The organism is Rhodopseudomonas pentothenatexigens (assembly GCF_900218015.1).
GTDB classification, from domain to species: Bacteria; Pseudomonadota; Alphaproteobacteria; order Rhizobiales; family Xanthobacteraceae; genus Rhodopseudomonas; species Rhodopseudomonas pentothenatexigens.
This window is the reverse complement of the sequence record NZ_UFQQ01000008.1, coordinates 61,751-82,252: the sequence shown is the minus strand read 5'-3', so window position 1 is coordinate 82,252 and position 20,502 is coordinate 61,751. Positions and strand designations below refer to the sequence as shown.

20 protein-coding genes are annotated in these 20,502 nt (G+C 67.0%); 7 read left to right on the top strand and 13 right to left on the bottom strand.

The annotated features are described in order from the left end of the window. The first annotated feature begins 175 nt into the window (after positions 1-175). Together DWA33_RS09170 and DWA33_RS09165 are read left to right on the top strand one after the other, a co-directional pair. Positions 176-2,335, top strand: coding sequence for an anthranilate synthase component I (locus tag DWA33_RS09170; protein WP_114357782.1), 2,160 nt, complete (start codon positions 176-178; stop codon positions 2,333-2,335). Positions 2,336-2,487: 152 nt separating this feature from the next. Beyond that, a complete protein-coding gene (locus tag DWA33_RS09165; RefSeq protein ID WP_114357781.1) occupies positions 2,488-3,033 on the top strand; it encodes an adenine phosphoribosyltransferase in 546 nt (181 codons plus the stop codon). A gap of 303 nt (positions 3,034-3,336) precedes the next feature. Here the strand turns inward: DWA33_RS09165 and DWA33_RS09160 are convergent, their stop codons facing one another. From DWA33_RS09160 to DWA33_RS09105, 13 genes are all read right to left on the bottom strand, one after another. After that, a complete protein-coding gene (locus DWA33_RS09160; RefSeq protein WP_114357780.1) occupies positions 3,337-4,002 on the bottom strand; it encodes a hypothetical protein in 666 nt (221 codons plus the stop codon). A gap of 58 nt (positions 4,003-4,060) precedes the next feature. Then, positions 4,061-4,834: a P-loop NTPase family protein gene (locus DWA33_RS09155; protein WP_011160028.1), complete on the bottom strand. Its 774-nt coding sequence runs from the start codon at positions 4,832-4,834 to the stop codon at positions 4,061-4,063. Positions 4,835-5,014: 180 nt separating this feature from the next. Then, positions 5,015-6,193 carry a M48 family metallopeptidase gene (locus DWA33_RS09150; RefSeq protein WP_114357910.1) on the bottom strand — a complete coding sequence of 393 codons (1,179 nt, stop codon included), beginning with the start codon at positions 6,191-6,193 and terminating at the stop codon, positions 5,015-5,017. 135 nt (positions 6,194-6,328) lie between these two features. Beyond that, positions 6,329-6,880, bottom strand: coding sequence for a LemA family protein (locus tag DWA33_RS09145; protein WP_114357909.1), 552 nt, complete (start codon positions 6,878-6,880; stop codon positions 6,329-6,331). Positions 6,881-6,994: 114 nt separating this feature from the next. Continuing rightward, positions 6,995-7,963, bottom strand: coding sequence for a small ribosomal subunit Rsm22 family protein (locus DWA33_RS09140; RefSeq protein ID WP_114357779.1), 969 nt, complete (start codon positions 7,961-7,963; stop codon positions 6,995-6,997). A 245-nt stretch (positions 7,964-8,208) separates the two neighbouring features. Beyond that, complete coding sequence (gene smc, locus DWA33_RS09135) at positions 8,209-11,673, bottom strand: chromosome segregation protein SMC (RefSeq protein ID WP_114357778.1); 3,465 nt, start codon at positions 11,671-11,673, stop codon at positions 8,209-8,211. A gap of 313 nt (positions 11,674-11,986) precedes the next feature. Beyond that, entirely contained in the window at positions 11,987-12,307 is a 321-nt protein-coding gene (locus DWA33_RS09130) for a hypothetical protein (protein ID WP_114357777.1), read from the bottom strand. A gap of 61 nt (positions 12,308-12,368) precedes the next feature. After that, positions 12,369-12,761, bottom strand: a complete 393-nt coding sequence (locus DWA33_RS09125; protein WP_114357776.1) for a type II toxin-antitoxin system VapC family toxin — start codon at positions 12,759-12,761, stop codon at positions 12,369-12,371. Continuing rightward, complete coding sequence (locus DWA33_RS09120; protein WP_167443162.1) at positions 12,758-12,988, bottom strand: FitA-like ribbon-helix-helix domain-containing protein; 231 nt, start codon at positions 12,986-12,988, stop codon at positions 12,758-12,760. The genes DWA33_RS09125 and DWA33_RS09120 overlap by 4 nt, the downstream gene beginning before the upstream one ends. 187 nt (positions 12,989-13,175) lie before the next feature. Continuing rightward, a complete protein-coding gene (locus DWA33_RS25140; protein WP_167443161.1) occupies positions 13,176-13,325 on the bottom strand; it encodes a hypothetical protein in 150 nt (49 codons plus the stop codon). Continuing rightward, positions 13,322-13,555, bottom strand: a complete 234-nt coding sequence (locus tag DWA33_RS09115) for a hypothetical protein (protein WP_114357774.1) — start codon at positions 13,553-13,555, stop codon at positions 13,322-13,324. Before DWA33_RS09115 ends, DWA33_RS25140 begins: the two co-directional genes overlap by 4 nt. 312 nt (positions 13,556-13,867) lie before the next feature. Continuing rightward, the gene (locus DWA33_RS09110; protein ID WP_114357773.1) at positions 13,868-14,542 is read right to left on the bottom strand and encodes a DsbA family protein; all 675 of its coding nucleotides are present in this window, start codon (positions 14,540-14,542) and stop codon (positions 13,868-13,870) included. Between the two features lie 144 nt (positions 14,543-14,686). Then, on the bottom strand, positions 14,687-15,166 hold the full coding sequence (locus DWA33_RS09105) for a DUF721 domain-containing protein (protein WP_114357908.1): 480 nt from the start codon (positions 15,164-15,166) through the stop codon (positions 14,687-14,689). Between the two features lie 28 nt (positions 15,167-15,194). Between DWA33_RS09105 and mutY the strand changes: the two genes are divergently transcribed. From mutY to DWA33_RS09080, 5 genes are all read left to right on the top strand, one after another. Next, positions 15,195-16,322 (top strand): A/G-specific adenine glycosylase, encoded by a 1,128-nt coding sequence (gene mutY, locus DWA33_RS09100; RefSeq protein ID WP_181902394.1) that lies wholly within the window; start codon positions 15,195-15,197, stop codon positions 16,320-16,322. 207 nt (positions 16,323-16,529) lie between these two features. After that, positions 16,530-17,063, top strand: coding sequence for a PAS domain-containing protein (locus DWA33_RS09095; protein ID WP_114357772.1), 534 nt, complete (start codon positions 16,530-16,532; stop codon positions 17,061-17,063). Positions 17,064-17,133: 70 nt separating this feature from the next. Next, complete coding sequence (locus DWA33_RS09090; protein WP_283808604.1) at positions 17,134-18,348, top strand: methyl-accepting chemotaxis protein; 1,215 nt, start codon at positions 17,134-17,136, stop codon at positions 18,346-18,348. Positions 18,349-18,513: 165 nt separating this feature from the next. Beyond that, complete coding sequence (locus DWA33_RS09085; protein WP_114357770.1) at positions 18,514-19,050, top strand: PAS domain-containing protein; 537 nt, start codon at positions 18,514-18,516, stop codon at positions 19,048-19,050. Beyond that, positions 19,013-20,335: a methyl-accepting chemotaxis protein gene (locus tag DWA33_RS09080; protein ID WP_114357769.1), complete on the top strand. Its 1,323-nt coding sequence runs from the start codon at positions 19,013-19,015 to the stop codon at positions 20,333-20,335. Before DWA33_RS09085 ends, DWA33_RS09080 begins: the two co-directional genes overlap by 38 nt. The last annotated feature ends 167 nt before the right edge of the window (positions 20,336-20,502 follow it).

The window sequence follows — 20,502 nt, the reverse complement described above, 5'->3', positions numbered from 1 at the left end:
CGCTCATGCGCACGTTCCGCCCGACCCCGCAGCTCAGACGTCGTTGGTGGCGCACCTCGTAACCAGAGGTGGCCGTGCGATCCCGTTGATTTCCGATCGTCCTGAGGCCGCCACGCGAGGCGGCTTTCGTTTGTCCTGTGTGGCGTTCCTTCGGCAAGTTGCTTAAGAGGATGCCATGAACAGGACCGTTTTTTCGCTTCCCGCGACCAGCGACTACAAGACCGCCGCGGGCCTCGCGGTGACGCGCAGCGCCGAGCCCTTTGCCGGCGGCCAGGCGCTCGACGAGTTGATCGACCTGCTCGATCACCGCCGCGGCGTGATGCTGTCGTCCGGCACAACCGTGCCGGGCCGCTACGAGAGCTTCGACCTCGGCTTCGCCGATCCGCCGCTGGCGCTGACCACGAGGGCCGACAAATTCACCATCGAGGCGCTGAATCCGCGCGGCCGCGTGCTGATCGCGTTTCTGTCCGACAGGCTGGAAGAGCCCTGCGTGGTGGTCGAGCAGGCCTGCGCCACCAAGATCAGCGGGCACATCGTCCGCGGCGAGGCCCCGGTCGACGAGGAGCAGCGCACCCGCCGCGCCAGCGCGATCTCGCTGGTCCGCGCCGTCATCGCCGCGTTCGCTTCGCCGGCCGATCCGATGCTCGGGCTGTACGGCGCCTTCGCCTACGATCTGGTGTTCCAGTTCGAGGACCTGAAGCAGAAGCGCGCCCGCGAGGCCGACCAGCGCGACATCGTGCTGTACGTGCCGGATCGCCTGCTGGCCTACGACCGCGCCACCGGCCGCGGCGTCAGTATCGCCTACGAGTTCGCCTGGAAGGGCCAGTCCACCGCCGGGCTGCCGAACGAGACCGCCGAGAGCGTCTACACCCAGACCGGCCGGCAGGGCTTCGCCGACCACGCGCCCGGCGACTATCCCAAGGTGGTCGAGAAGGCGCGCGCGGCGTTCGCCCGCGGCGACCTGTTCGAGGCGGTGCCGGGCCAGCTGTTCGGCGAGCCGTGCGAGCGCTCGCCGGCCGAAGTATTCAAGCGGCTGTGCCGGATCAACCCGTCGCCCTATGGCGGCCTGCTCAATCTCGGCGACGGCGAATTCCTGGTGTCGGCCTCGCCGGAAATGTTCGTCCGCTCCGACGGCCGCCGGATCGAGACCTGCCCGATCTCCGGCACCATCGCCCGCGGCGTCGACGCGATCAGCGATGCCGAGCAGATCCAGAAGCTCCTGAACTCCGAAAAAGACGAGTTCGAGCTGAACATGTGCACCGACGTCGACCGCAACGACAAGGCGCGGGTCTGCGTCCCGGGCACCATCAAGGTGCTCGCCCGCCGCCAGATCGAGACCTATTCGAAGCTGTTCCACACCGTCGATCACGTCGAGGGCATGCTGCGCCCCGGCTTCGATGCGCTCGACGCCTTCCTCACCCATGCCTGGGCCGTGACGGTCACCGGGGCGCCGAAACTGTGGGCGATGCAGTTCGTCGAGGACAACGAGCGCAGCCCGCGGCGCTGGTATGCCGGCGCGTTCGGGGCGGTTGGCTTCGACGGCTCGATCAATACCGGCCTGACCATCCGCACCATCCGGATGAAGGACGGCCTCGCCGAGGTCCGGGTCGGCGCCACCTGCCTGTTCGACAGCGATCCGGTGGCCGAGGACAAGGAATGCCAGGTCAAGGCCGCGGCGCTGTTCCAGGCGCTGCGCGGCGATCCGGCCAAGCCGCTGTCGGCGGTGGCGCCGGACGCCACCGGCTCGGGCAAGAAGGTGCTGCTGGTCGACCACGACGACAGCTTCGTGCACATGCTGGCCGACTATTTCCGCCAGGTCGGCGCCCAGGTCACCGTGGTGCGTTATGTCCACGGCCTGAAGATGCTGGCCGAAAACGCCTACGATCTGTTGGTGCTGTCGCCCGGTCCCGGCCGGCCGGAGGACTTCAGGATCAAGGACACGATCGACGCCGCGCTCGAAAAGAAGCTGCCGATCTTCGGCGTCTGCCTCGGCGTGCAGGCGATGGGCGAGTATTTCGGCGGCACCCTCGGCCAGCTCGCGCAGCCGGCGCACGGCCGCCCGTCGCGGATCCAGGTGCGCGGCGGCACGCTGATGCGTGGCCTGCCCAACGAGGTCACGATCGGCCGCTACCACTCGCTGTATGTCGACATGAGCGACATGCCGAAAGAGCTGACCGTCACCGCTTCTACCGAGGACGGCATCGCGATGGCGATCGAGCACAACACCCTGCCGGTCGGCGGCGTCCAATTCCATCCCGAGTCGCTGATGTCGCTCGGCGGCGAAGTCGGGCTGCGGATCGTCGAAAACGCCTTCCGGCTCGGCCAGCCGGCCTAAGCCGAATGGCCGGGATCCGCGATTGATCCAGATCGAAGGCCCGCCGGGGGAGCTCTGCTACCACCCCCGGCGGTAACTCAGCCGAATTTCCCGATTGCGCCTCCCGCCCGCCAATGACGAATTGCGCCATCCGTAACGAAAGACCCGCGCCGATGACCCCCGAGTTCGCCCAAGATTTGAAGGCCAGTGTCCGGGCCATTCCGGACTATCCCAAACCCGGCATCATTTTCCGTGACATCACCACGCTGCTCGGCGAGCCGCGGGCGTTCCGCCGGGCGATCGACGAGTTGGTGCAGTCCTGGGCGGGCTCGAAGATCGACAAGGTCGCCGGCATCGAGGCGCGCGGCTTCATCATCGGCGGCGCGATCGCCCATCAGGTGTCGAGCGGCTTCGTGCCGATCCGCAAGAAGGGCAAGCTGCCGCACACCTGCGTGTCGATGGAATACGCGCTGGAATACGGCACCGACAAGATCGAGGTCCACGTCGACGCCATCACCCCCGGCGAGCGGGTGATCCTGGTCGACGACCTGATCGCCACCGGCGGCACCGCCGAGGGCGCGATCAAGCTGTTGCGCCAGATCGGCGCCGAAGTCGTCGCCGCCTGCTTCGTGATCGACCTGCCCGAGCTCGGCGGCGCCGCCAAGATCCGCGCCATGGGCGTCCCGGTCCGCACCCTGGTCGCGTTCGAAGGGCATTGACTTAACCTCTCCCCGCCATGCGGGGAGAGGTCGGATTGCGCAGCAATCCGGGTGAGGGGCTAGAGCGGTTCATCGTTTGATTGAAACGATCCGACGTTTCCGAACGCACTGAGTCCTCATCCTGAGGAGCCCGGCGAAGCCGGGCGTCTCGAAGGATGGGGTAACGCGGTTCCCTGCGTCACATGGTTCGAGACGGCGCTACGCGCCTCCTCACCATGAGGCTGTGCGTGTGGCAGGCGGTGCGGATCAGCTCTGATTAAGGGCGGGGCGAGGGAGCCGGCTGTCTGCGCTGCGACGGCAGTGCTACCGCCCCTGCGTCAGCTCCAGCTCCAGCGCGCGGAAGGTCGTGTAGTTGGCGCGGATCCACTGGTTGAGTTCGGTGGAGGCGTCCGGCTCGGCGCGCAAATATCCGGTGAACGAGAAGTTCACGCGGTCGATATAGGTCTTCAGGAACGGCGGCAGGCCGCGGATCCGCATCACCCGGCCGTGGGCGTACGTCGCCGGCAGTTCGCCGAGCAGGACGTGCTCGTTGTCGATGGTGATCAGCTGCCGCGGCGGCACAATGTCCTGCAGGCGGTCGTAGGCGCGTGCCGAGTTGCGGTCGGTGTCGGCGAGGAACAGCACCACCGGTGCCACCCGCCGCCGCGCCGCTTCCTTGATGAAGCCGATCTCCGCGAAGGTGTCGAAGAACTCGTCGAAGGCGTGGAAACCGAGGTCGACCACCTTGGCGAGGTCGTCGTTCAGGATCAGCCGGTCCATCAGCGCCATCTTGCCGAAGGTGTCGTCGACCTGCGCGGTCTCGGTGACGCGCGGCAGATAGTCGAGCAGCGACGGCTCCTTGACGTTGACGTCGAACGCCAGCACCGCGCCGCGCTGCAGCAGCAGATATTCGGTGAGCACGCGGGCGATCAGGGTCTTGCCGACGAACGGCCGCGGCGAACAGACGATGTAAATCGGGGTGCGCGACATCAGGCTGGATCGGTCGGGGAATGCCGTCCGATATAGCCGGATTCCGCAGCGATGCGAACTATTTCTCGCCCGGCTCGTCGGTCACCGGGGTGCCGCGGCCGTTCTTGTCCTTGCCGACGATGTCGGTCAGCTTGATCCGGTCGAACTCGCTCCAGACGTTGGCGAGCCAGTGCCGGACATAACCGCGCAGCACGAACGAGTAGTTGGCCGGCTCGCCGCTGACGCCCTTGTTGGCGACGAACTTCAGGAACGGCACCGACGACACTTCGACCTGCTCGTACGCCATTTCGTTGAGCTTCGGAATCGTCAGCTCGGTGGCGTCCTTGATGCGGTGGAAGTACGAATTGTAGGTCGCCTGGTCCCACTCGAAGAAGCTGGTGTTGTTGATGAAGTTCTTCGTCAGGAAGTACTTCGCGCCGATCATGAAGTTGGCGGTCTCGGCGATCTCGTCCAATGACGCGATCGAGGGCCCCAGGATGTGGAACACCGCGAAGGTGATCTGGCCGGAGCGCGCCGCGTCGAGGAAGCCGATGTCGCGGAGCGACGCCAGCGCCGGGGACAGCAGGCCGGCGCGAACGTCGATCACCGTGACCGACGGCACCGCCGAGTTCAGCGTGTCGAAGATCTTCATCTGGTCGGCCGTCGACGTCATGTCGACGATCTCGGTGATGTCGGGATGGAAGCGCTTCAGCGTGCCGCGCGGCGACTCGGTGTCGAAGGCGCGGGTCGGGACGTTGTTGGCGCTGAAATAGTCGAGCAGGGTGCGCGACACCGTGGTTTTGCCGACGCCGCCCTTGTCTGCGCCGACGACGATCACTGCTGGCTTCGCCATGAGATTCCTTTTCGGGCCGGTTCGATCCCCCACCGCGGCCGCGGGGGCCGGGGTGCAGACCTCTGCTTTGGGCGCGAACATGGCAGAAACATGGGATAATTCAATCGGCGCGGCGATGACGGGAGCGATCCTCAACAAATTCGTTCAGATGCGAGGCGATCGCGGTAGCCGCGTCGCGGATCAGCTCCGCCAGCCCCACGGTCCGCGCAGCAGCGATCGCTTGCGAGCCGGCGCCGGCGCGTCGCTCCACGGACCATGCACCGGCCCGGGGGAGGCCGGCGCCGCAGCGTCCTCGACCGGCCCGTCCGGGGCTGCGGCATTGCTGCCCTCGTCCCCGTCCGCCGCCGGCAGCGGCGGCAAATAATGCCCGCCGGCGAACTTCACCAGCGCATCGACGCGCGATTCCACCGACGGGTGGGTGGCGAACAGGTCGGAGAAGCCGGAGCGCGGATTGTCGACGCACATCTCCATCACCGCCGAGGTCGCGCCTTCCAGCTCGCCGCGGTTCTCGATCTTGCGCAGCGCCGAGATCATCGCGTCGGGATTCTTGGTCAGCTCCACCGAGCCGGCGTCGGCGAGAAATTCGCGCGAGCGCGACAGCGCCAGCTTCACCACCTGCGACAGCAGCCAGGCCAGCAGGATCAGCACGATCGCCAGGATCACCACGACGATCGCGCCGCCGCCGCTCTTGCGATCGCCCGACGACGAGGAGGACGATGAACCGCCGCCCGACCAGCCGCCGCCGATTCGGATTCCGCCCTGGACAAACAGCCGGAACATCAGCTCGCCAAAAAACCCGACGACGCCGGCGATGATCACCGCGATCACCATCAGCTGCACGTCGCCGTTCTTGATGTGGGTCAGCTCGTGCGCCAGCACCGCCTCGATCTCGGCATCGTCGAGCCGCTCGACCAGCCCGGAGGTCACGGTGATGGCGTATTGCTTGGGATTGAGGCCGCTGGCGAAGGCGTTCAGCGCCGCGCTGTCCATGATCTTCAGCTTCGGCATCGGAATGCCGCGCGAGATGCACAGGTTCTCGAGCAGATTGTACAGCCGCGGCTGTTCGGCCCGCGTCACCGCATGGCCGCCGGTGACGGCGTCGATCAGCTTCTGGTGGAAGAAATACGCGATCACGATCCACAGCGCCGCGCCGATGGTGGCGAGCGGCGCCGCCTGGATCAGATCGGCCGCCGCGGCGCGCAGATAGTCCGGCACCGTGCGGCCGCCGTCGATCACCACCTCGGCGATCAGGGCGCCGGCATAGACCAGCACATACACCAGCACGAACAGCCCGATCAGCAGCACGATCGACCGGGTCTTGTTGGCGGCGATGTGAGTGTAGAGACCGTAGGCGGCCATGATGGCGATCCGATCGGGCACGGCCCATCCACGTCATTCCGGGATGCGCCCTTGGGGCGCAGGCCCGGAATCCATAATCCCTGCGGTGGTTATGGATTCCGGGCTCGCGCTGCGCGCGCCCCGGAATGACGAACGCTAGAACTTCACCTGCGGCACCTGCTCGACCTGGGTGCGGGTCTCGCCGAGGTCGAAATAGTCCTTGTGAGTGAAGCCGAGCGGGGCGGCGAACAGCGCGGCGGGCATCTGCTGGATGCCGGTGTTGTACTCCTGCACGGCGTTATTGAAGAACCGCCGGCTCGCCGCGATCTTGTTCTCGATGTCGCTGAGTTCGCTCTGCAGCTGCTGGAAATTGGCGTTGGCCTTGAGGTCCGGATAGGCCTCGCCGAGCGCGATCAGCCGGCCGAGCGAGGCGGTCAGCGCGTTCTCGGCGGCGGCCATCTGGCCGGGGCCCTGCGCCGAGATCGCCGCGTTGCGCGCCTGGACGACGTCCTCGAGCGTCGAACGCTCGTGCGCCGCGTAGCCCTTCACCGTTTCGACCAGATTCGGAATCAGATCGTGCCGCTGCTTGAGCTGCACGTCGATATCGGCGAACGCTTGGCCGACGCGCTGGCGCAGCGCCACCAGGCGGTTGTAGGTCAGCAGCGCATACAGCGCGAGCGCGGCGACGATGCCGAGAAAAATCCACATATTGACGGCTCCCATCCGATCACGACCTGCTCCGCCGCGCTGGAACATCAGGCGCGCAACAGGGCCCGCGCAACCGGCGCGGTGCCGATTGGTCGCCGCTGCAGGTGCGAACGTTCAATCGAGCGTATCGCCCCACGCCAGCCGGCGGAAGCGGGCGTAGGCGGGTTTGTCGCGGCGGGGGGCGACGGCGAGCTCGAGTTGGCCGGCCGGCGTGCACAGCTTGGCGGTGATCGCCGCCTTGGTCTGTTCGGGCTGCGCCAGCACCCGCGCCGGCCGCTCCGGCACGCTGGCGCGCGTCAGCGCCACGTAGCTGAACTTCTCGTCTTCGAACGGCACGTCGGCCGATTTGAGCTGCAGATGCAGCTTCGAGCGCGGCAGTCGCTGCACGAAGTGGCACCAGTCCGGCGCGGTCAGCGGACAGGCGGTCTCGTGCGGGCACGGCGCGATCACGCGGGCGCCCTGGGAGATCAGCCGGTCGCGCAGATCGAGAATGCGCTGATATCCGGCGGGGGTGCCGGGCTCGACCACCAGCAGCGTATCGGTGGTGTTGCGCCACAGCGCGTCGGCGAAGGAGGCACGCGCGGCGTCGGAGAGTTCGTTGATGACATAGCTGGCGATCACCAGCGCCGCGTCCGGCGCATCGCCCAGCGTCTTGCCGGCGTCGCCGAGCCGGTAGTCGATCGCGGGCAAACGAGTCGCTTCGGCGAGTTGCAGCGCCAGCTTGCGCAGTGCCGGATTGGCGTCGAGCAGGGTGAAGCGTTGCAGCGTCTCGAACGCTTGCGCGGCGGCCCAGCTCGCGGTGCCGGGTCCGGCGCCGACGTCGAGCAGTGTTGTTGGCGCGAAACCGGGTCGGATCGCAGCCATCGCGTTGAGGCAGGCGATCACCGCCGCGTAGGTCGCCGGCATCCGCGCGCCCGCATAGGCCAGGGCGTCGGCCTCGGTGGTAATCGGCGTCGAGGTGCCGCCGCCGCGATAGGTCAGCGAGATCCGCTCCGCCCGCGCGGCCGCCTCGCTCCGCGACGCACCATGCGCGCGCTGCTCCAGCGCGGCTTTCAGTTCGGCGGGGAGGGCGGGGGAGATCATCGGGAAAGCTTGCGGGCGATGCGAGGATCACCCTCCCCTGGAGGGGGAGGGGCGCTCGCGCAGCGAGCGGGGTAGGGTGGCGAAGTTACGACGAGCCGTGCCCGCGGCTCACCCCACCCCGTCCCGCATCCCGCTGCGCGGGCTGCGGGCCGACCCTCCCCCTCAAGGGGAGGGTGAAGAGAGAGTCGGCGGGACAGTCCGAGACGTTCCATCTGCGATGGCCCCGCCTCACGGGAAAGCGCCGCTCACGCCACGTTCTGATCCAGAATATCCACCGCGCCCTGCAGGTCGACCGAGACCAGCTGCGACACGCCGCGTTCGGCCATGGTGACGCCGAACAGGCGGTTCATGCGCGCCATGGTGATCGGGTTGTGGGTGATGATGATGAACCGCGTCTCGGTGGTTTCGCGCATCTGCTGCAGCAGATCGCAGAACCGCTCGACGTTGTGGTCGTCGAGCGGCGCGTCGACTTCGTCCAGCACGCAGATCGGCGACGGGTTGGTGAGGAACACCGCGAAGATCAGCGCCATCGCGGTCAGCGCCTGCTCGCCGCCCGACAGCAGCGACAGCGACTGCGGCTTCTTGCCCGGCGGCTTGGCGATGATCTCGAGGCCGGCTTCGAGCGGATCGTCGCTCTCGATCAGCTTCAGCTCGGCCTCGCCGCCGCCGAACAGCGTGGTGAACAGCCGCTTGAAGTGACCGTTGACGACGTCGAACGAGGCGAGCAGCCGCTCGCGGGCTTCCTTGTTCAGGCTCTGGATGCCGGTGCGCAGCTTCTTGATCGCTTCGACCAGGTCGTCGCGCTCGGCCGCCAGGGTGCCGTGCTGGGCTTCGACCTCGTTGAGCTCTTCCTCGGCGCGCAGGTTGACGGCCCCGAGCCGTTCGCGGTCGCGGCGCAGCTTTTCCAGGTTCTCTTCGATCTCGGCGAGCGGCGGCAGTTCGCTGCCTTCGACGATCTCGGCGAGCTGGGCCGCGGCCTGCGGCTCGACCTCGAGCATGTCGCGGATCTCGCGTTCGACGTCTTCGAGCCGGCGGCGCGCCGCTTCCATCCGCTCCTCGGCGCGGGCGCAGGCTTCGCGCGCGCTGGAGAGCCGTTCGAGCGACGCCTTGGCGGCGCGGTCGGTGTCGGCCATCGCCTGTTCGGCGGCGGCCAGCGCGTCGGCGGCGGCGCGGCGGTCGCTTTCGGCGAATTCGATCTCGGTGATCACCGCGCTGCGCTTTTCGGCGAACACTTCCGGAGCATTGTCGAGCTCGGCGCGTTCGGCGGTGAGCTCGGCGACACGCTCCTCGACGGTGGCGATCTGCGAGGCCGCGCCGGCCTTGCGCTTCTGCCAGTCCATCCGCTCGGCGGCGATCGCCTGCAGCCGCTTGTCGGCGAGCTCGGCTTCACGCGCCAGCGCCTGGGCTTCGGCGCGGATCTGCGCGGCGATGCGGCGGCGGCCGTCGATGTCGCCGCGCACCGCGGCGAGGCGGCCCTCGGCCTCGGTGTTCGGCTCCAGCTCGGCGATCTGGGCCTCGGCGTTCTCCAGCGCGGCTTCCGCTTCGGCGCGGTCGGTGGCGAGGCGGGACTGCGCTTCGGCCAGCGCCGATTTGCGCGCGGCGTGGCGGTTGACCTCGCGCTCGGCGGCGGCGAACCGCTCGCGCGCGGCGTCGACTTCGCGGCGGGCACCGCGCAGCGCCTCACGCGACGCGGTCTCGGCGGCCGCCGCCATCTTCAATTCGGCTTCGGCGGATTCCAGCGCCTGGCGCTTGGCGGTGGCCTCGATCCGGGCCAGTTCCAGCTCGTTCTCGATGTCGGTCAGGCGCGCGCGTTCGGCGAGCCGGCGGGCGGCGCCGGTCGGCGCATGGGCCGAGGCGACGAAGCCGTCCCAGCGCCAGACGTCGCCGTCGAGCGACACCAGCCGCTGACCGGTCTTGAGCTGTTCGCACAGCTCATTGCCGCGCTCCTTGGTGACGACGCCGATCTGGGCGAGGCGGCGCGCCAGCTCCGGCGGCGCGGTGACGTGCTGCGCCAGCGCCTCGACGCCGTCCGGCAGCGCCGGGTCTTCCGGCTGCACGCCGATATCGGTCCAGCGCATCGGCGCGCTGGGGTCGACCGGCGCGTCGAGATCGTCCCCGAGCACGGCGCCGATCGCTTTCTCATAGCCCTTGGCGACGGTGATGCCGTCGATGATCGGCGGCCACAGATTCTTGGTCTCGCCGTTGAGGATCTTGCTGATGGTCTTGGCTTCGGTCTCGAGCCGCTGCACCTTCTTTTCGGCATCGACCAGCGGCGCCCGCGAGCCGTCCAGCGTCTGCCGCGCGACGATCTGCGCGGCTTCGGCGGCCTGCACCGCGGCTTCCTGCTCGGCCAGGAGCTCCTGGGCGATCTCGACCGCCTCGGCGAGTTCGGTGAGGTCGCCGGCGCCCGAGGTCTCGGCGGCGAGCCGGTCGATCTCGCTTTCGACGTTCTTGATCTCGGTGTCGAGCCGCGCCAGCCGGTCACGATGGGTGCGGACGCTCTGCTCGAACTGGCTGCGCCGCGCCGTCAGTTCGGCGAGCTGGGTGGTGAGCTCGGCGAACAGTTGCTCGGCCTCGCCGAGCGAGGCTTCGGCTTCGGCGACGCGCTCGTCGACGCCGCTGCGCTTTTCGACCCGCTCCAGGATCTCCTCGCGCAGCTCGACGTCCTCGATGTCGAGCCGTTCCAGCGCGGCGTCGGCATCGATCGCCAGCCGCTGCTCGCGCTCGACGTCGGAGGCAAACTGCGCCAGCCGCCGTTCCAGTTCGATCACCCGTTCCTTGGCGCGGGCTTCCTCGCGGTCGAGCTGTTCGCGGGCGTTGATCAGCCGCTGCAGGCCGGCGGCGGCGCGGGCTTCGGCCTCGCGCAGGCCCGGCAAAGTGGTGGCGCGTTCGGCCTGGATGCGGGCGGATTCGGCCTGCTCGCGGGTGGCCTCGGCCAGCGCGCGCACGCCGAGATCGTGCACCTCGGCGGCCGCACCGACCTCGCTTTGGGCGTCGCGCCAGCGCAGGTGATACAGCGTCGCCTCGGTCTTGCGCACCTTGGCGGCGACCTCGCGGAACCGGATCGCCTGGCGCGCCTGCTTCTTCAGGCCGTCGACCTGGGTGGAGAGCTGGCCGATCACGTCCTCGACGCGGGTCAAATTGGTCTCGGCCGCCTTCAGCCGCAGCTCCGCCTCGTGGCGGCGGGCGTGCAGGCCGGCGACGCCGGCGGCGTCTTCCAGCACGCGGCGGCGCTGTTCCGGCTTGGCCTGGATGATTTCGCCGATCTTGCCCTGGTGGACCAGCGCCGGCGAGCGGGCGCCGGTGGCGGCGTCGGCGAACAGCAATTGCACGTCGCGGGCGCGGACTTCGCGGCCGTTGATGCGATATTGCGAGCCGGCCTCGCGCTCGATCCGGCGCGAGATGTCCAGCGTGTCGGAATCGTTCAGCGCCGCCGGCGCGGTGCGATCGGAATTGTCGATCGACATCACCACTTCGGCGTGATTGCGCGCCGGGCGGTTGCCGCTTCCGGCGAAGATCACCGCGTCCATGTCGGCGGCGCGCAGCGACTTGTGGGAGGTCTCGCCCATCGCCCAGCGCAGCGCCTCGACCAGATTCGATTTCCCGCAGCCGTTCGGCCCGACCACGCCGGTCAGACCCGGCTCGATCATGAAGTCGGTGGGCTCGACGAACGACTTGAAGCCGTGGAGGCGGAGACGCGTGAGTTTCATCTGGTCCGATGCTCTATGGGCCGCAGGTTCCCGCGGCTGTAGCGAATCTCTCAAGCAGGACAATACCATAGGTTGTCCCGCCCGGTCGCAACTCGCTCGCAGCCGGCGGCGGCGTTAGCCGGCGACAATGGCGGCCGATTAAGGCATGAGCAACCACGCCAGCGGGCTTTTCCACGGCGGGATTCGCCGAAAAAGCGCGATAAAGCTGGGGATTTCGGGGTGGGAAGTGCCGAGCTAGGTCATTCCGGAACGCGCGCTGCGCAGAGTGCTGGTCGTGATGTGCAGCCGCTCTTTCGGCCACTCCCTGCTGGAATTATGCAATCCAGTTCTTTGGCTTGTACTGATAATCCAGTAGCCGCTTCTTAGCTCGTTCAATTTCATCGTCAGTGAAAAGTTCTGCCCACTGCTTGTTCTCTGTCACGACCGCTTCGACTGTAAGATCAAGTCGTCCCTTCATGAACAGAGCAGTATACCCTAACGATGGCTTTGTTGCATTGATCAACGATTTGGCAGTTGTTAGGCCATCTGTCTCCGTCAGCATCTGCAAGAAAATCGTTGCGTTGTAATTCGCCTCTTCTTTTGCGCGTCGATAGATTTCGAACATGGCTTTGTCGAAAAGAGAGTTTGTCGTCATGATGCAATCCTCGAACGGAAGGCAACTCGCGGGTAGATAATCCGTCGCAGCCTGCTTGTAACTACACGAGCTCGATCTGAGCACGATGTCCCGCGGCTCCGGCAAGGCGTTTGTCGCGGGTTAGCAGCGGGGCTTCGAGCACTTCCGCCAGCGCCACATAGGTGGCGTCATAGGCGGTGAGATTGTTTCGAAGTTGCCAGATTCGCGGCAGCAGAAACTCGTGCGGGTGCCGCTGCAGCGGGAAGTCTGCCAAGTCGGCGAGGGCCATCCGGCCATCCTCACGGTCGATATCGCCGTTCGCAGCATAGCGCCGAATGACCTGAGCGAGTTCGACATCAATCAGGTGTGGAGCGTGAAGAGTCTCATCGGGCCTGAACAGCCGATCCTCCACGGTGCGAGCCATAGGTGTGTGAATAAGGACTTCGAGCAAAGCTGAAGCGTCGACGACGATCACGCGCGGTCGCGTTCGGCGCGAACCGCATCGGCTGGCGACACGGAGGGATTGGTTTCGGGGCGACTGTGAAGGCGCGCCCGCAATTCGTCCAGAGTGGGCCGCTCCGCGACTTGGCGTAGCTCGCTGAGCAGATAGTCGGACAGCGACATGCCAGCTAGTGCAGCGCGCGACTTCAGTCGCCGATGCAGCGCGTCGGGAACATTGCGGATCTGTACCATCGTGGTCATGTTCAGAGCATAGAAACATGTGTTACACATGTCAACGGTCCGACCATCAAAGCGTCTTGATAATATTCCTATAAGGACTAGAGCCCGGGTCGTCCTGTCCGGGAGGGGCGCTTCTCGAGGGCGGTTGGAAGCGGGACAGATCATCGGCCGGGAGACCGGCCGGTGAGTTCGGTAAGCGGCTGACGTGTCAGCCGAAGCCGGATGACGCGGCGTCCTTCGCTTCGGCCTCCGACGCTTGCAACGCGGCGCCAGCTTGCCGGTTGCTGTGCCAGACCACACCGGCTGCCATCAGGGTGACGATGACCGGAACGGTAAGTAGAAAGAGGATATCGTTCATTGAATCCTCCGCAGGACGCATCGCCCCAGCAAATGTAGGACGATACCCAACACAGCACAACGAAGGCCCGCACCCAAGAAGGCCTCTTTCGTGAGCATCGGCCGGTCGGTCAGCATCGACAGGCCCGGCGCGATGATCCCGGCGATAATGAAGCCGACGCCAATATTGTTCACGAAGGTCGCGGCCAGCTTGATCTGCTGATTGGCGGCGTTCTGAGTCAGCTTTGCCAATGGATGCCACTTACTCCCTGGGGGAGGAGGCGATCAGTCTCTGCAATCGATGGCGCAGCGTTCAATATTCGCGTGAAAATTGCAAGGATGAGGCTCCGGCTTTTGGTATGCCTCACCTCCCGCGGTCATCGCCCGGCTTGTCCGGGCGACCCAGTATTCCAGAGCGATTGTCGTACCGCTCGATGCTGGCCGCGAATGCTCTGGGATACTGGATCCCCGCCTTCGCGGGGATGACGATTGATCAGGTGCGGTTGACTTCAGAGCGGCGGCTCGACGACGCGAGTGGAGCGCTTTGTTACCAGCGCCCCCGCCTCAGCTCTTCTTCGCCAGCAGCGCGTCGATGCGCTTGGAGAATTCTTCGAACGAGTTCTCGCCGCGCAGCATTTCGCCGTTGATGAAGAAGGTCGGGGTGGCGTTCACCTTCAGCACTTCGTTGGCGTATTTCTGGTCGGCGGCGATCTTGTCGAGCAGCTTCTGGTCCTTCAGGCAGGCTTCGACCTCTTCGCCCGACAGGCCGGCCTGCTTGCCGATCCGCTTGAGCTGTTCGGTGGTGTCTTTCAGCACCCACTCGGTCTGGCTCTTGAACAGCACGTCGGTGACCGCGAAGTACTTGGCGGAATCCTCCTTGGCGATGCAGCGCGACAGCATCGAGCCGGCCGCCGCCTTGATGTCGAGCGGGAATTCCCGGAACACCCAGCGGATCTTTCCGGTGTCGATGTAGGCCTTCTTGATCTGCGGGAACACCTGCTGGTCGAAGGTGGCGCAATGCGAGCAGGTCAGCGAGGCGTATTCGGTGACGGTGACGGCGGCGTCCTTCGGACCGAGCGCCATGTCGGGCAGCGACATCGGCTTGGCGACGTCGGCGGCGGTCGCGGCCTCCTTGCTCTGGGCGAAGGCTGTGTCGATCAGCCGGAACGGCGAGACGCCGGCGACGGCGACCAGGCCGGTCAGCGACAGAGCGGCGGTGAAAGTGCGGCGCGTGATCATCGGCAAACGGCTCCAATTCGGCGGGGCGGGCCGCCGACAACGACACGTCACGGCGGCGCCAGCGCCGCGCGACCTCCAGGTCTGGCTAGCTTGAAACAGCAATTGTGGCAATGCCGCGCCAGAACAAGTTGAAAAGCGCCGGCGTCACGTCCGCTTGATCGTCGCGCCGAGTCGCGCCAGTGCGTCGCGCAGTTCCTGGTCGGCGACCTCGTCGAGCGTCGCGGCGACGCGGGCGACCGCCGCCGGATCGGGGGCGCGCGGGACGCTCTTGCGCGGCCGGCGCGACAGCGGCGCCTGACGCAGCGCGATCCGCCCGACCGCGTTCCAGCCGAGGAAGCGGTTGACCCGCTCCAGGATCAGGTCGGAGGAATGCTGAATCTCCAGCGCCATCGGGCCTTCGACCCGCAGCACCAGCGTCGCCGGTTGCACCGGCTGGCCGTCGACCGGCCGCGGCCATTGCATCTTCAGCGGCTCGGAATGCGCCGCGATCTGCGCACCGGCGATTTCGGCCCAGCGCGTCACCAGTTCGCGCGCCGCAAAGCCCTGCTTGGCGAACGCTTCTGACAGCGTCGCGCCCAACAGGCCGGACAATGGCTTGGCGGAGATCGGGCCGGGCTTGCTCATGCAGGGACGCTTTGCGACGATACCGGTCATGAGTCTAGCAGGCGCAGCGCCGCGGCGGAAACAATCCCCGGTCATCACAGCAGAGCACGAGACGGAGGGCGAGGCCGCGCGTGTCCGGCCGCAAGCGCTGCTGACCTGGTACGACCGCCATCGCCGCAGCCTGCCGTGGCGGGCGTTGCCGGGCGCGACGGCCGATCCCTATGCGGTGTGGCTGTCGGAAATCATGCTGCAGCAGACCACGGTGCGGGCGGTCGGGCCGTATTTCGAAAAGTTCATGGCGCGGTGGCCGAGCGTCACCGCGCTGGGCGAAGCCTCGCTCGACGACGTGCTGAAGATGTGGGCCGGGCTCGGCTACTACTCGCGCGCCCGCAATCTGCACGCCTGCGCGGTGGCGGTGACGCGCCAGCATGGCGGCCGTTTTCCCGACACCGAAGAGGGGCTGCGGGCTCTGCCCGGCGTCGGGCCGTACACCGCAGCCGCGATCGCCGCGATCGCGTTCGGCCGCCGGACGATGCCGGTCGACGGCAATATCGAGCGGGTGGTGTCGCGGCTCTACGCGGTCGAGGACGAACTGCCGAAGGCCAAGCCGCGCATCAAGGCGCTGGCCGAGACATTGCTCGGCCCGTCCCGCGCCGGCGACAGTGCCCAGGCGCTGATGGATCTCGGCGCCACGATCTGCACGCCGAAGAAGCCGGCTTGCGCGCTGTGCCCGCTGATGGACGGCTGCGCGGCGCGGCTGCGCGGCGACGTCGACAGCTTCCCGCGCAAGGCGCCGAAGAAGACCGGGGCGCTGCGCCGCGGCGCCGCCTTCGTGGTGATCCGCGGCGACCAGGTGCTGGTTCGCAGCCGCCCCGCCAAGGGCCTGCTCGGCGGCATGACCGAGGTGCCGAATTCCGACTGGCTGCCCGATCACGACGAAGCTGCCGCCAAGGCCCAGGCGCCGGTCGTAAAGGGCGTCACCCGCTGGCACCGCACGGCCGGCGTCGTCAGCCATGTGTTCACCCACTTCCCGCTGGAGCTGACGGTGTATGTGGCGCACGCCCCGGCGGGCACCCGGGCCCCGGCCGGCATGCGCTGGACGCAGATCGCGACGCTGGCGGACGAGGCTCTGCCCAATCTGATGCGCAAGGTGATCGCACACGGCCTCGGCGGCTGACGGCGGATCGAAGCTCGGCCGCTCGAGTGGCCTACCAAGATACCTTTTCCACCACCGGCTGCCCGCCGGGGTCGCAACACGATCGGTATCATGATGGTGCAATTGTTCAATTTGTGAACTTTAGTCATTCACCTTTCGTGGAATAAACCCATTCGCAACACTTCTGCGACTAACGAGCAAGCGCAATGAGTTCCATCGAGGTCGTCTATGCGCCACGTCACGCCGAGCGGACGGGAGGCCTTCTTCCCAGCGTCTGAATTGATCGTGTCCAAGACCGACACCAAAGGACGGCTGACCTACGCCAACCGTCTGTTCTGCGATGTCGCCGGCTATGGCGAGGCCGAACTGATCGGCCGGCCGCACAACGTCATCCGCCATCCGGACATGCCGCGCGCGGTGTTCAAGCTGCTGTGGGATGCGGTGCAGCAGGGCCGCGAGATCTTCGCCTACGTGAAGAACATGACGCGCACCGGCGACCATTATTGGGTGTTTGCGCACGTCACCCCGTCGTTCGACGGTTCGGGCCGGATCGTCGGCTATCACTCCAACCGTCGCGCGCCGGATCGCGGCGTGCTCGAAGGCGCGATCATCCCGCTCTACGCCGATATCCTTCGCCTCGAGCGCAGCCACGCCAATCCCAAGGAAGCGTTGTCGGCCGGCTGCCGCGCGCTGTCCGATTTCGTCGCCTCTCGGAAGGTCTCCTATGACGAACTTATGTTCTCTCTCAAGAGCGCGGCTTGACGTTGCCGGACTGATCGTCGCCGCGGGCACGGCGGCGGCCTGTGGAGCGCTCGGTTATTGCGTCGCCGCGATGATGATCCAGGCCGCCGTGCTGGCATTCGCCGGGCTGGCGTTGTTCCGCATCGGCCAGACGCGGCGGCTGCTCGGCGAGGCCAGCGACGTCTGCCGCCGCATCGCCGACGGCGATTTCGAAGCGCGGATCCTCGGTATTCGCGACGACGGCCGCACCGGAACGCTGCTGCGGTCCATCAACGACATGATCGACGATTGCGACGCCTTCGTCCGCGAGGCGACAGCGGCGATGACCGCGATGCACCACAACAAGTACTTCCGCCGCATCCTGCCGGGCGGACTGCACGGGGCGCTGTTGCACGGCGCCGGCGCCATCAACGCAGCGGCTGAAAACATCGAACGGCGGATCAAGAGCTTCGAAGGCCGCACCGCGGAGCTGGAGGCGACCACCAGCGCGATCGTCACTGCGCTCGACCGCGGCTCGGCGCAGATGAAGGACACCGCCGGCACGCTGACGACCGGCGCCTCGTCGGCACGCGAACGGCTGGCTTCGGTCGCCGCCTCGTCCGAGCAGGCGACCGCCAACATGCAATCGGTCGCCTCCGCGACCTCCGAACTGACCTCGAGCGCGAGCGGCGTGCGGACCGAGATCGAACGCTCCGCCGCGATCGTTGCCCGCGCGGTCGGCAGCGTCGGTGAGGCCAGCGGCAGTGTCGATGCGCTGCAGCAGGTCGCCAACAATATCGGCGAGATGGTGAAGGCGATCCAGGCGATCGCCAGCCAGACAAATCTGCTCGCGCTCAACGCCACGATCGAGGCCGCGCGGGCCGGCGACGCCGGCCGAGGCTTCGCCGTGGTGGCGCACGAGGTCAAGGCGCTGGCGTCGCAGACCGCGCAGTTCACCGGCGAGATCGAAGCGCAGGTCGGCCAGGTCCACGGCGCCGCCGGCGCGGTCGGCCATTCGATCGGCGAGATCGGCACCGTGATCGCCGAGATCGACCGTATCACCCGTCAGGTCGCCGGAGCGGCAGGCGCGCAGTCGCAATCGACCGCCGAGATCGCGCGCAACATCGAGGAGGCGTTCGCGGTGGTGCGCGAAATCTCCGAAACCATCCACGTGCTCGCCGGAAACGCCGAAGACAACGAACGTGCCGCGACGTCGACGATGACGACGTCGGCGCAGCTATCCCTGCAATCCGAGCAACTGGCGCAGCAGATCAACGGCTATCTCGGCCTGGTGCGCAAGGAACTGGTCGAACAGCGAGCTACATGAGCCGCACTGCGGCCGGCGAGTGATCGCCGGTCTTGCGCAGCTCCAACGAGGCTTCGTACGAATACGTGTTTGCAGCAGCGATACAGCGTCGGACCTGAGTCTTAAGACAAATTCAAACCCCTGATCCTACCAAAAACAGAGGCGTGCCCTCCAAGGAGAAAGGCGATGGTTGTCCAAATCCGCCCGACCGGCAAGGAAGTCTTCTTCCCGGCAGGCGAACTGATCGTGTCCAAGACCGATCTGAAAGGCCGCATCACCTACGCCAACCGCACCTTCTGTCACATCGCCGGCTACAGCGAGGCGGAACTGCTCGGTCAGCCGCACAGCATCATCCGCCATCCCGACATGCCGCGTGCAGTGTTCCGTCTGGTGTGGGACACGATCGCGGCGGGCCGCGAGATCTTCGGCTACGTCAAGAACATGGCGCGCAGCGGCGACCATTATTGGGTGTTCGCCCACATCACGCCGTCGTTCGACGCAAACGGCAACATCGTCGCCTATCACTCCAATCGCCGCACCCCGGATCCGAGCGTGGTCGCGGGCGCGATCGCGCCGCTCTATGCCGAGGTGCTGCGGGTCGAGCAGAGCTGCGCCAACGGCAAGCAGGCGGTCGAGGCCGGCCTCAAGGCGCTCACCGATTTCGTCGCCTCGAAGAAGGTCAGCTATGACGAACTTATGTTCGCTCTCCAAAGCGCAGCTTAACATCGCCGTCATCATCGTGGCGTCGTCGATCGCGCTCGCGTTGGAAGCGCTGGACTATCGCGCCGCGGCAATGACGATCCAGGCCTTCGCGATCCTGGCGACGTGCGTCGCGCTGTACAGGATGGTGCAGACCACCCGGCTGATCGGCCAGGCGCGCGACGTCTGCCAGAGGATCGCCGCCGGCGACTTCGAGGCGCGCATTCTGCATATCCCCGACAACGGCCGCACCGGCGACATGCTGCGCGCCGTCAACGACGTGATCGACGGCTGCGATGCCTTCGTGCGCGAGGCCACCGCCGCCATGGACGCGGTGCAGCACCGGCGTTACTTCCGCCGCATTTTGCCCGGGGGCCTGCACGGCGCGCTGCTACGCGGTGCCAAGACCATCAATGCCGCCACCGACAGCATCGAATCGCGGATCGACAGTTTCGCCCAGCAGGCGGCGCAGCTCGAATCCGCGGTGACCGACGTGGTGTCGTCGCTCGACGAGGATTCCCGCGGCATGCGCGACACCGCCGGCAGCCTGACCAGCGGCGCCTCGCTCACCCGCGAACGCCTCACCAGCGTCGCGGCAGCCGCGGAGCAGGCCAGCAACAACATGCGCAGCGTCGCCGCCGCCACCACCGAATTGTCGGCCAGCGCCCGCGAGGTCGGCGCCGAGATCGGCCGCTCCGCCGAAGTGGTCGGCCGCGCGGTGAGCCGGGTGTCGGACGCCTCCGCCAACGTCGCCAGCCTGCGCAGCGTCGCCGAGCGGATCGCCGAGGTGGTGAAGTCGATCGAAGTGATCGCCGGCCAAACCAATCTGCTGGCGCTCAACGCCACCATCGAGGCGGCGCGCGCCGGCGAGGCCGGTCGCGGTTTCGCGGTGGTCGCCGCCGAGGTGAAGGCGCTGGCCGAACAGACCGCCAAATTCACCGGCGAGATCGAGGATCAGGTCGAGCACGTCCACAGCGCCGCCGATCTCGTCAGCCGGTCGATCGGCGAGATCGGCACGGTGATGTCCGAGGTCGACGACATCACCGCGGCGGTCGCTGGCGCCGCCGAAGCGCAAACCGCCGCCACCGCCGACATCGCCAAGAACATCGAGCAGGCCTACGACGTGGTCAGCGACATCGCCGGCAGCATCCAGGCGGTGACCGCCAGTGCCCGCGACACCGAGCAATCCGCCGCCTCGACGATGACCGCCTCGACCCATCTGTCGTCGCAGTCGGAGACGCTGGCGCACCGGATTCGCGACTATCTCGGCCGGGTCCGCGCCGACATGCTGGCCCAGCGCGCGGCCTGAAGGACCGCACGGAGCTTTGCTGCGAATCGCTGGCAAGTAGCTGCGGTCGTTGTGCAGCAGCGGTTGACGCCGACTGCGTTCGCCTCTGTCAGCGTCCTGTCAGCCGCGCTAGCTTAGGCAAGTGGCTCGTTGCGGCGGCTGCGGGGAGCCGGCGCGTCCGGCGCCTT

Bases quoted from the DNA above. Each gene is read 5' to 3' on its own strand.
- DWA33_RS09170 (WP_114357782.1), top strand. From the start codon at position 176: ATGAACAGGACCGTTTTTTCGCTTCCCGCGACCAGCGACTACAAGACC.
- DWA33_RS09165 (WP_114357781.1), top strand. From the start codon at position 2,488: ATGACCCCCGAGTTCGCCCAAGATTTGAAGGCCAGTGTCCGGGCCATT.
- DWA33_RS09160 (WP_114357780.1), bottom strand. From the start codon at position 4,002: ATGTCGCGCACCCCGATTTACATCGTCTGTTCGCCGCGGCCGTTCGTC.
- DWA33_RS09155 (WP_011160028.1), bottom strand. From the start codon at position 4,834: ATGGCGAAGCCAGCAGTGATCGTCGTCGGCGCAGACAAGGGCGGCGTC.
- DWA33_RS09150 (WP_114357910.1), bottom strand. From the start codon at position 6,193: ATGGCCGCCTACGGTCTCTACACTCACATCGCCGCCAACAAGACCCGG.
- DWA33_RS09145 (WP_114357909.1), bottom strand. From the start codon at position 6,880: ATGTGGATTTTTCTCGGCATCGTCGCCGCGCTCGCGCTGTATGCGCTG.
- DWA33_RS09140 (WP_114357779.1), bottom strand. From the start codon at position 7,963: ATGATCTCCCCCGCCCTCCCCGCCGAACTGAAAGCCGCGCTGGAGCAG.
- smc (WP_114357778.1), bottom strand. From the start codon at position 11,673: ATGAAACTCACGCGTCTCCGCCTCCACGGCTTCAAGTCGTTCGTCGAG.
- DWA33_RS09130 (WP_114357777.1), bottom strand. From the start codon at position 12,307: ATGACGACAAACTCTCTTTTCGACAAAGCCATGTTCGAAATCTATCGA.
- DWA33_RS09120 (WP_167443162.1), bottom strand. From the start codon at position 12,988: ATGACCACGATGGTACAGATCCGCAATGTTCCCGACGCGCTGCATCGG.
- DWA33_RS25140 (WP_167443161.1), bottom strand. From the start codon at position 13,325: ATGAACGATATCCTCTTTCTACTTACCGTTCCGGTCATCGTCACCCTG.
- DWA33_RS09110 (WP_114357773.1), bottom strand. From the start codon at position 14,542: ATGATCACGCGCCGCACTTTCACCGCCGCTCTGTCGCTGACCGGCCTG.
- DWA33_RS09105 (WP_114357908.1), bottom strand. From the start codon at position 15,166: ATGAGCAAGCCCGGCCCGATCTCCGCCAAGCCATTGTCCGGCCTGTTG.
- mutY (WP_181902394.1), top strand. From the start codon at position 15,195: ATGAGTCTAGCAGGCGCAGCGCCGCGGCGGAAACAATCCCCGGTCATC.
- DWA33_RS09095 (WP_114357772.1), top strand. From the start codon at position 16,530: ATGCGCCACGTCACGCCGAGCGGACGGGAGGCCTTCTTCCCAGCGTCT.
- DWA33_RS09090 (WP_283808604.1), top strand. From the start codon at position 17,134: ATGATGATCCAGGCCGCCGTGCTGGCATTCGCCGGGCTGGCGTTGTTC.
- DWA33_RS09085 (WP_114357770.1), top strand. From the start codon at position 18,514: ATGGTTGTCCAAATCCGCCCGACCGGCAAGGAAGTCTTCTTCCCGGCA.
- DWA33_RS09080 (WP_114357769.1), top strand. From the start codon at position 19,013: ATGACGAACTTATGTTCGCTCTCCAAAGCGCAGCTTAACATCGCCGTC.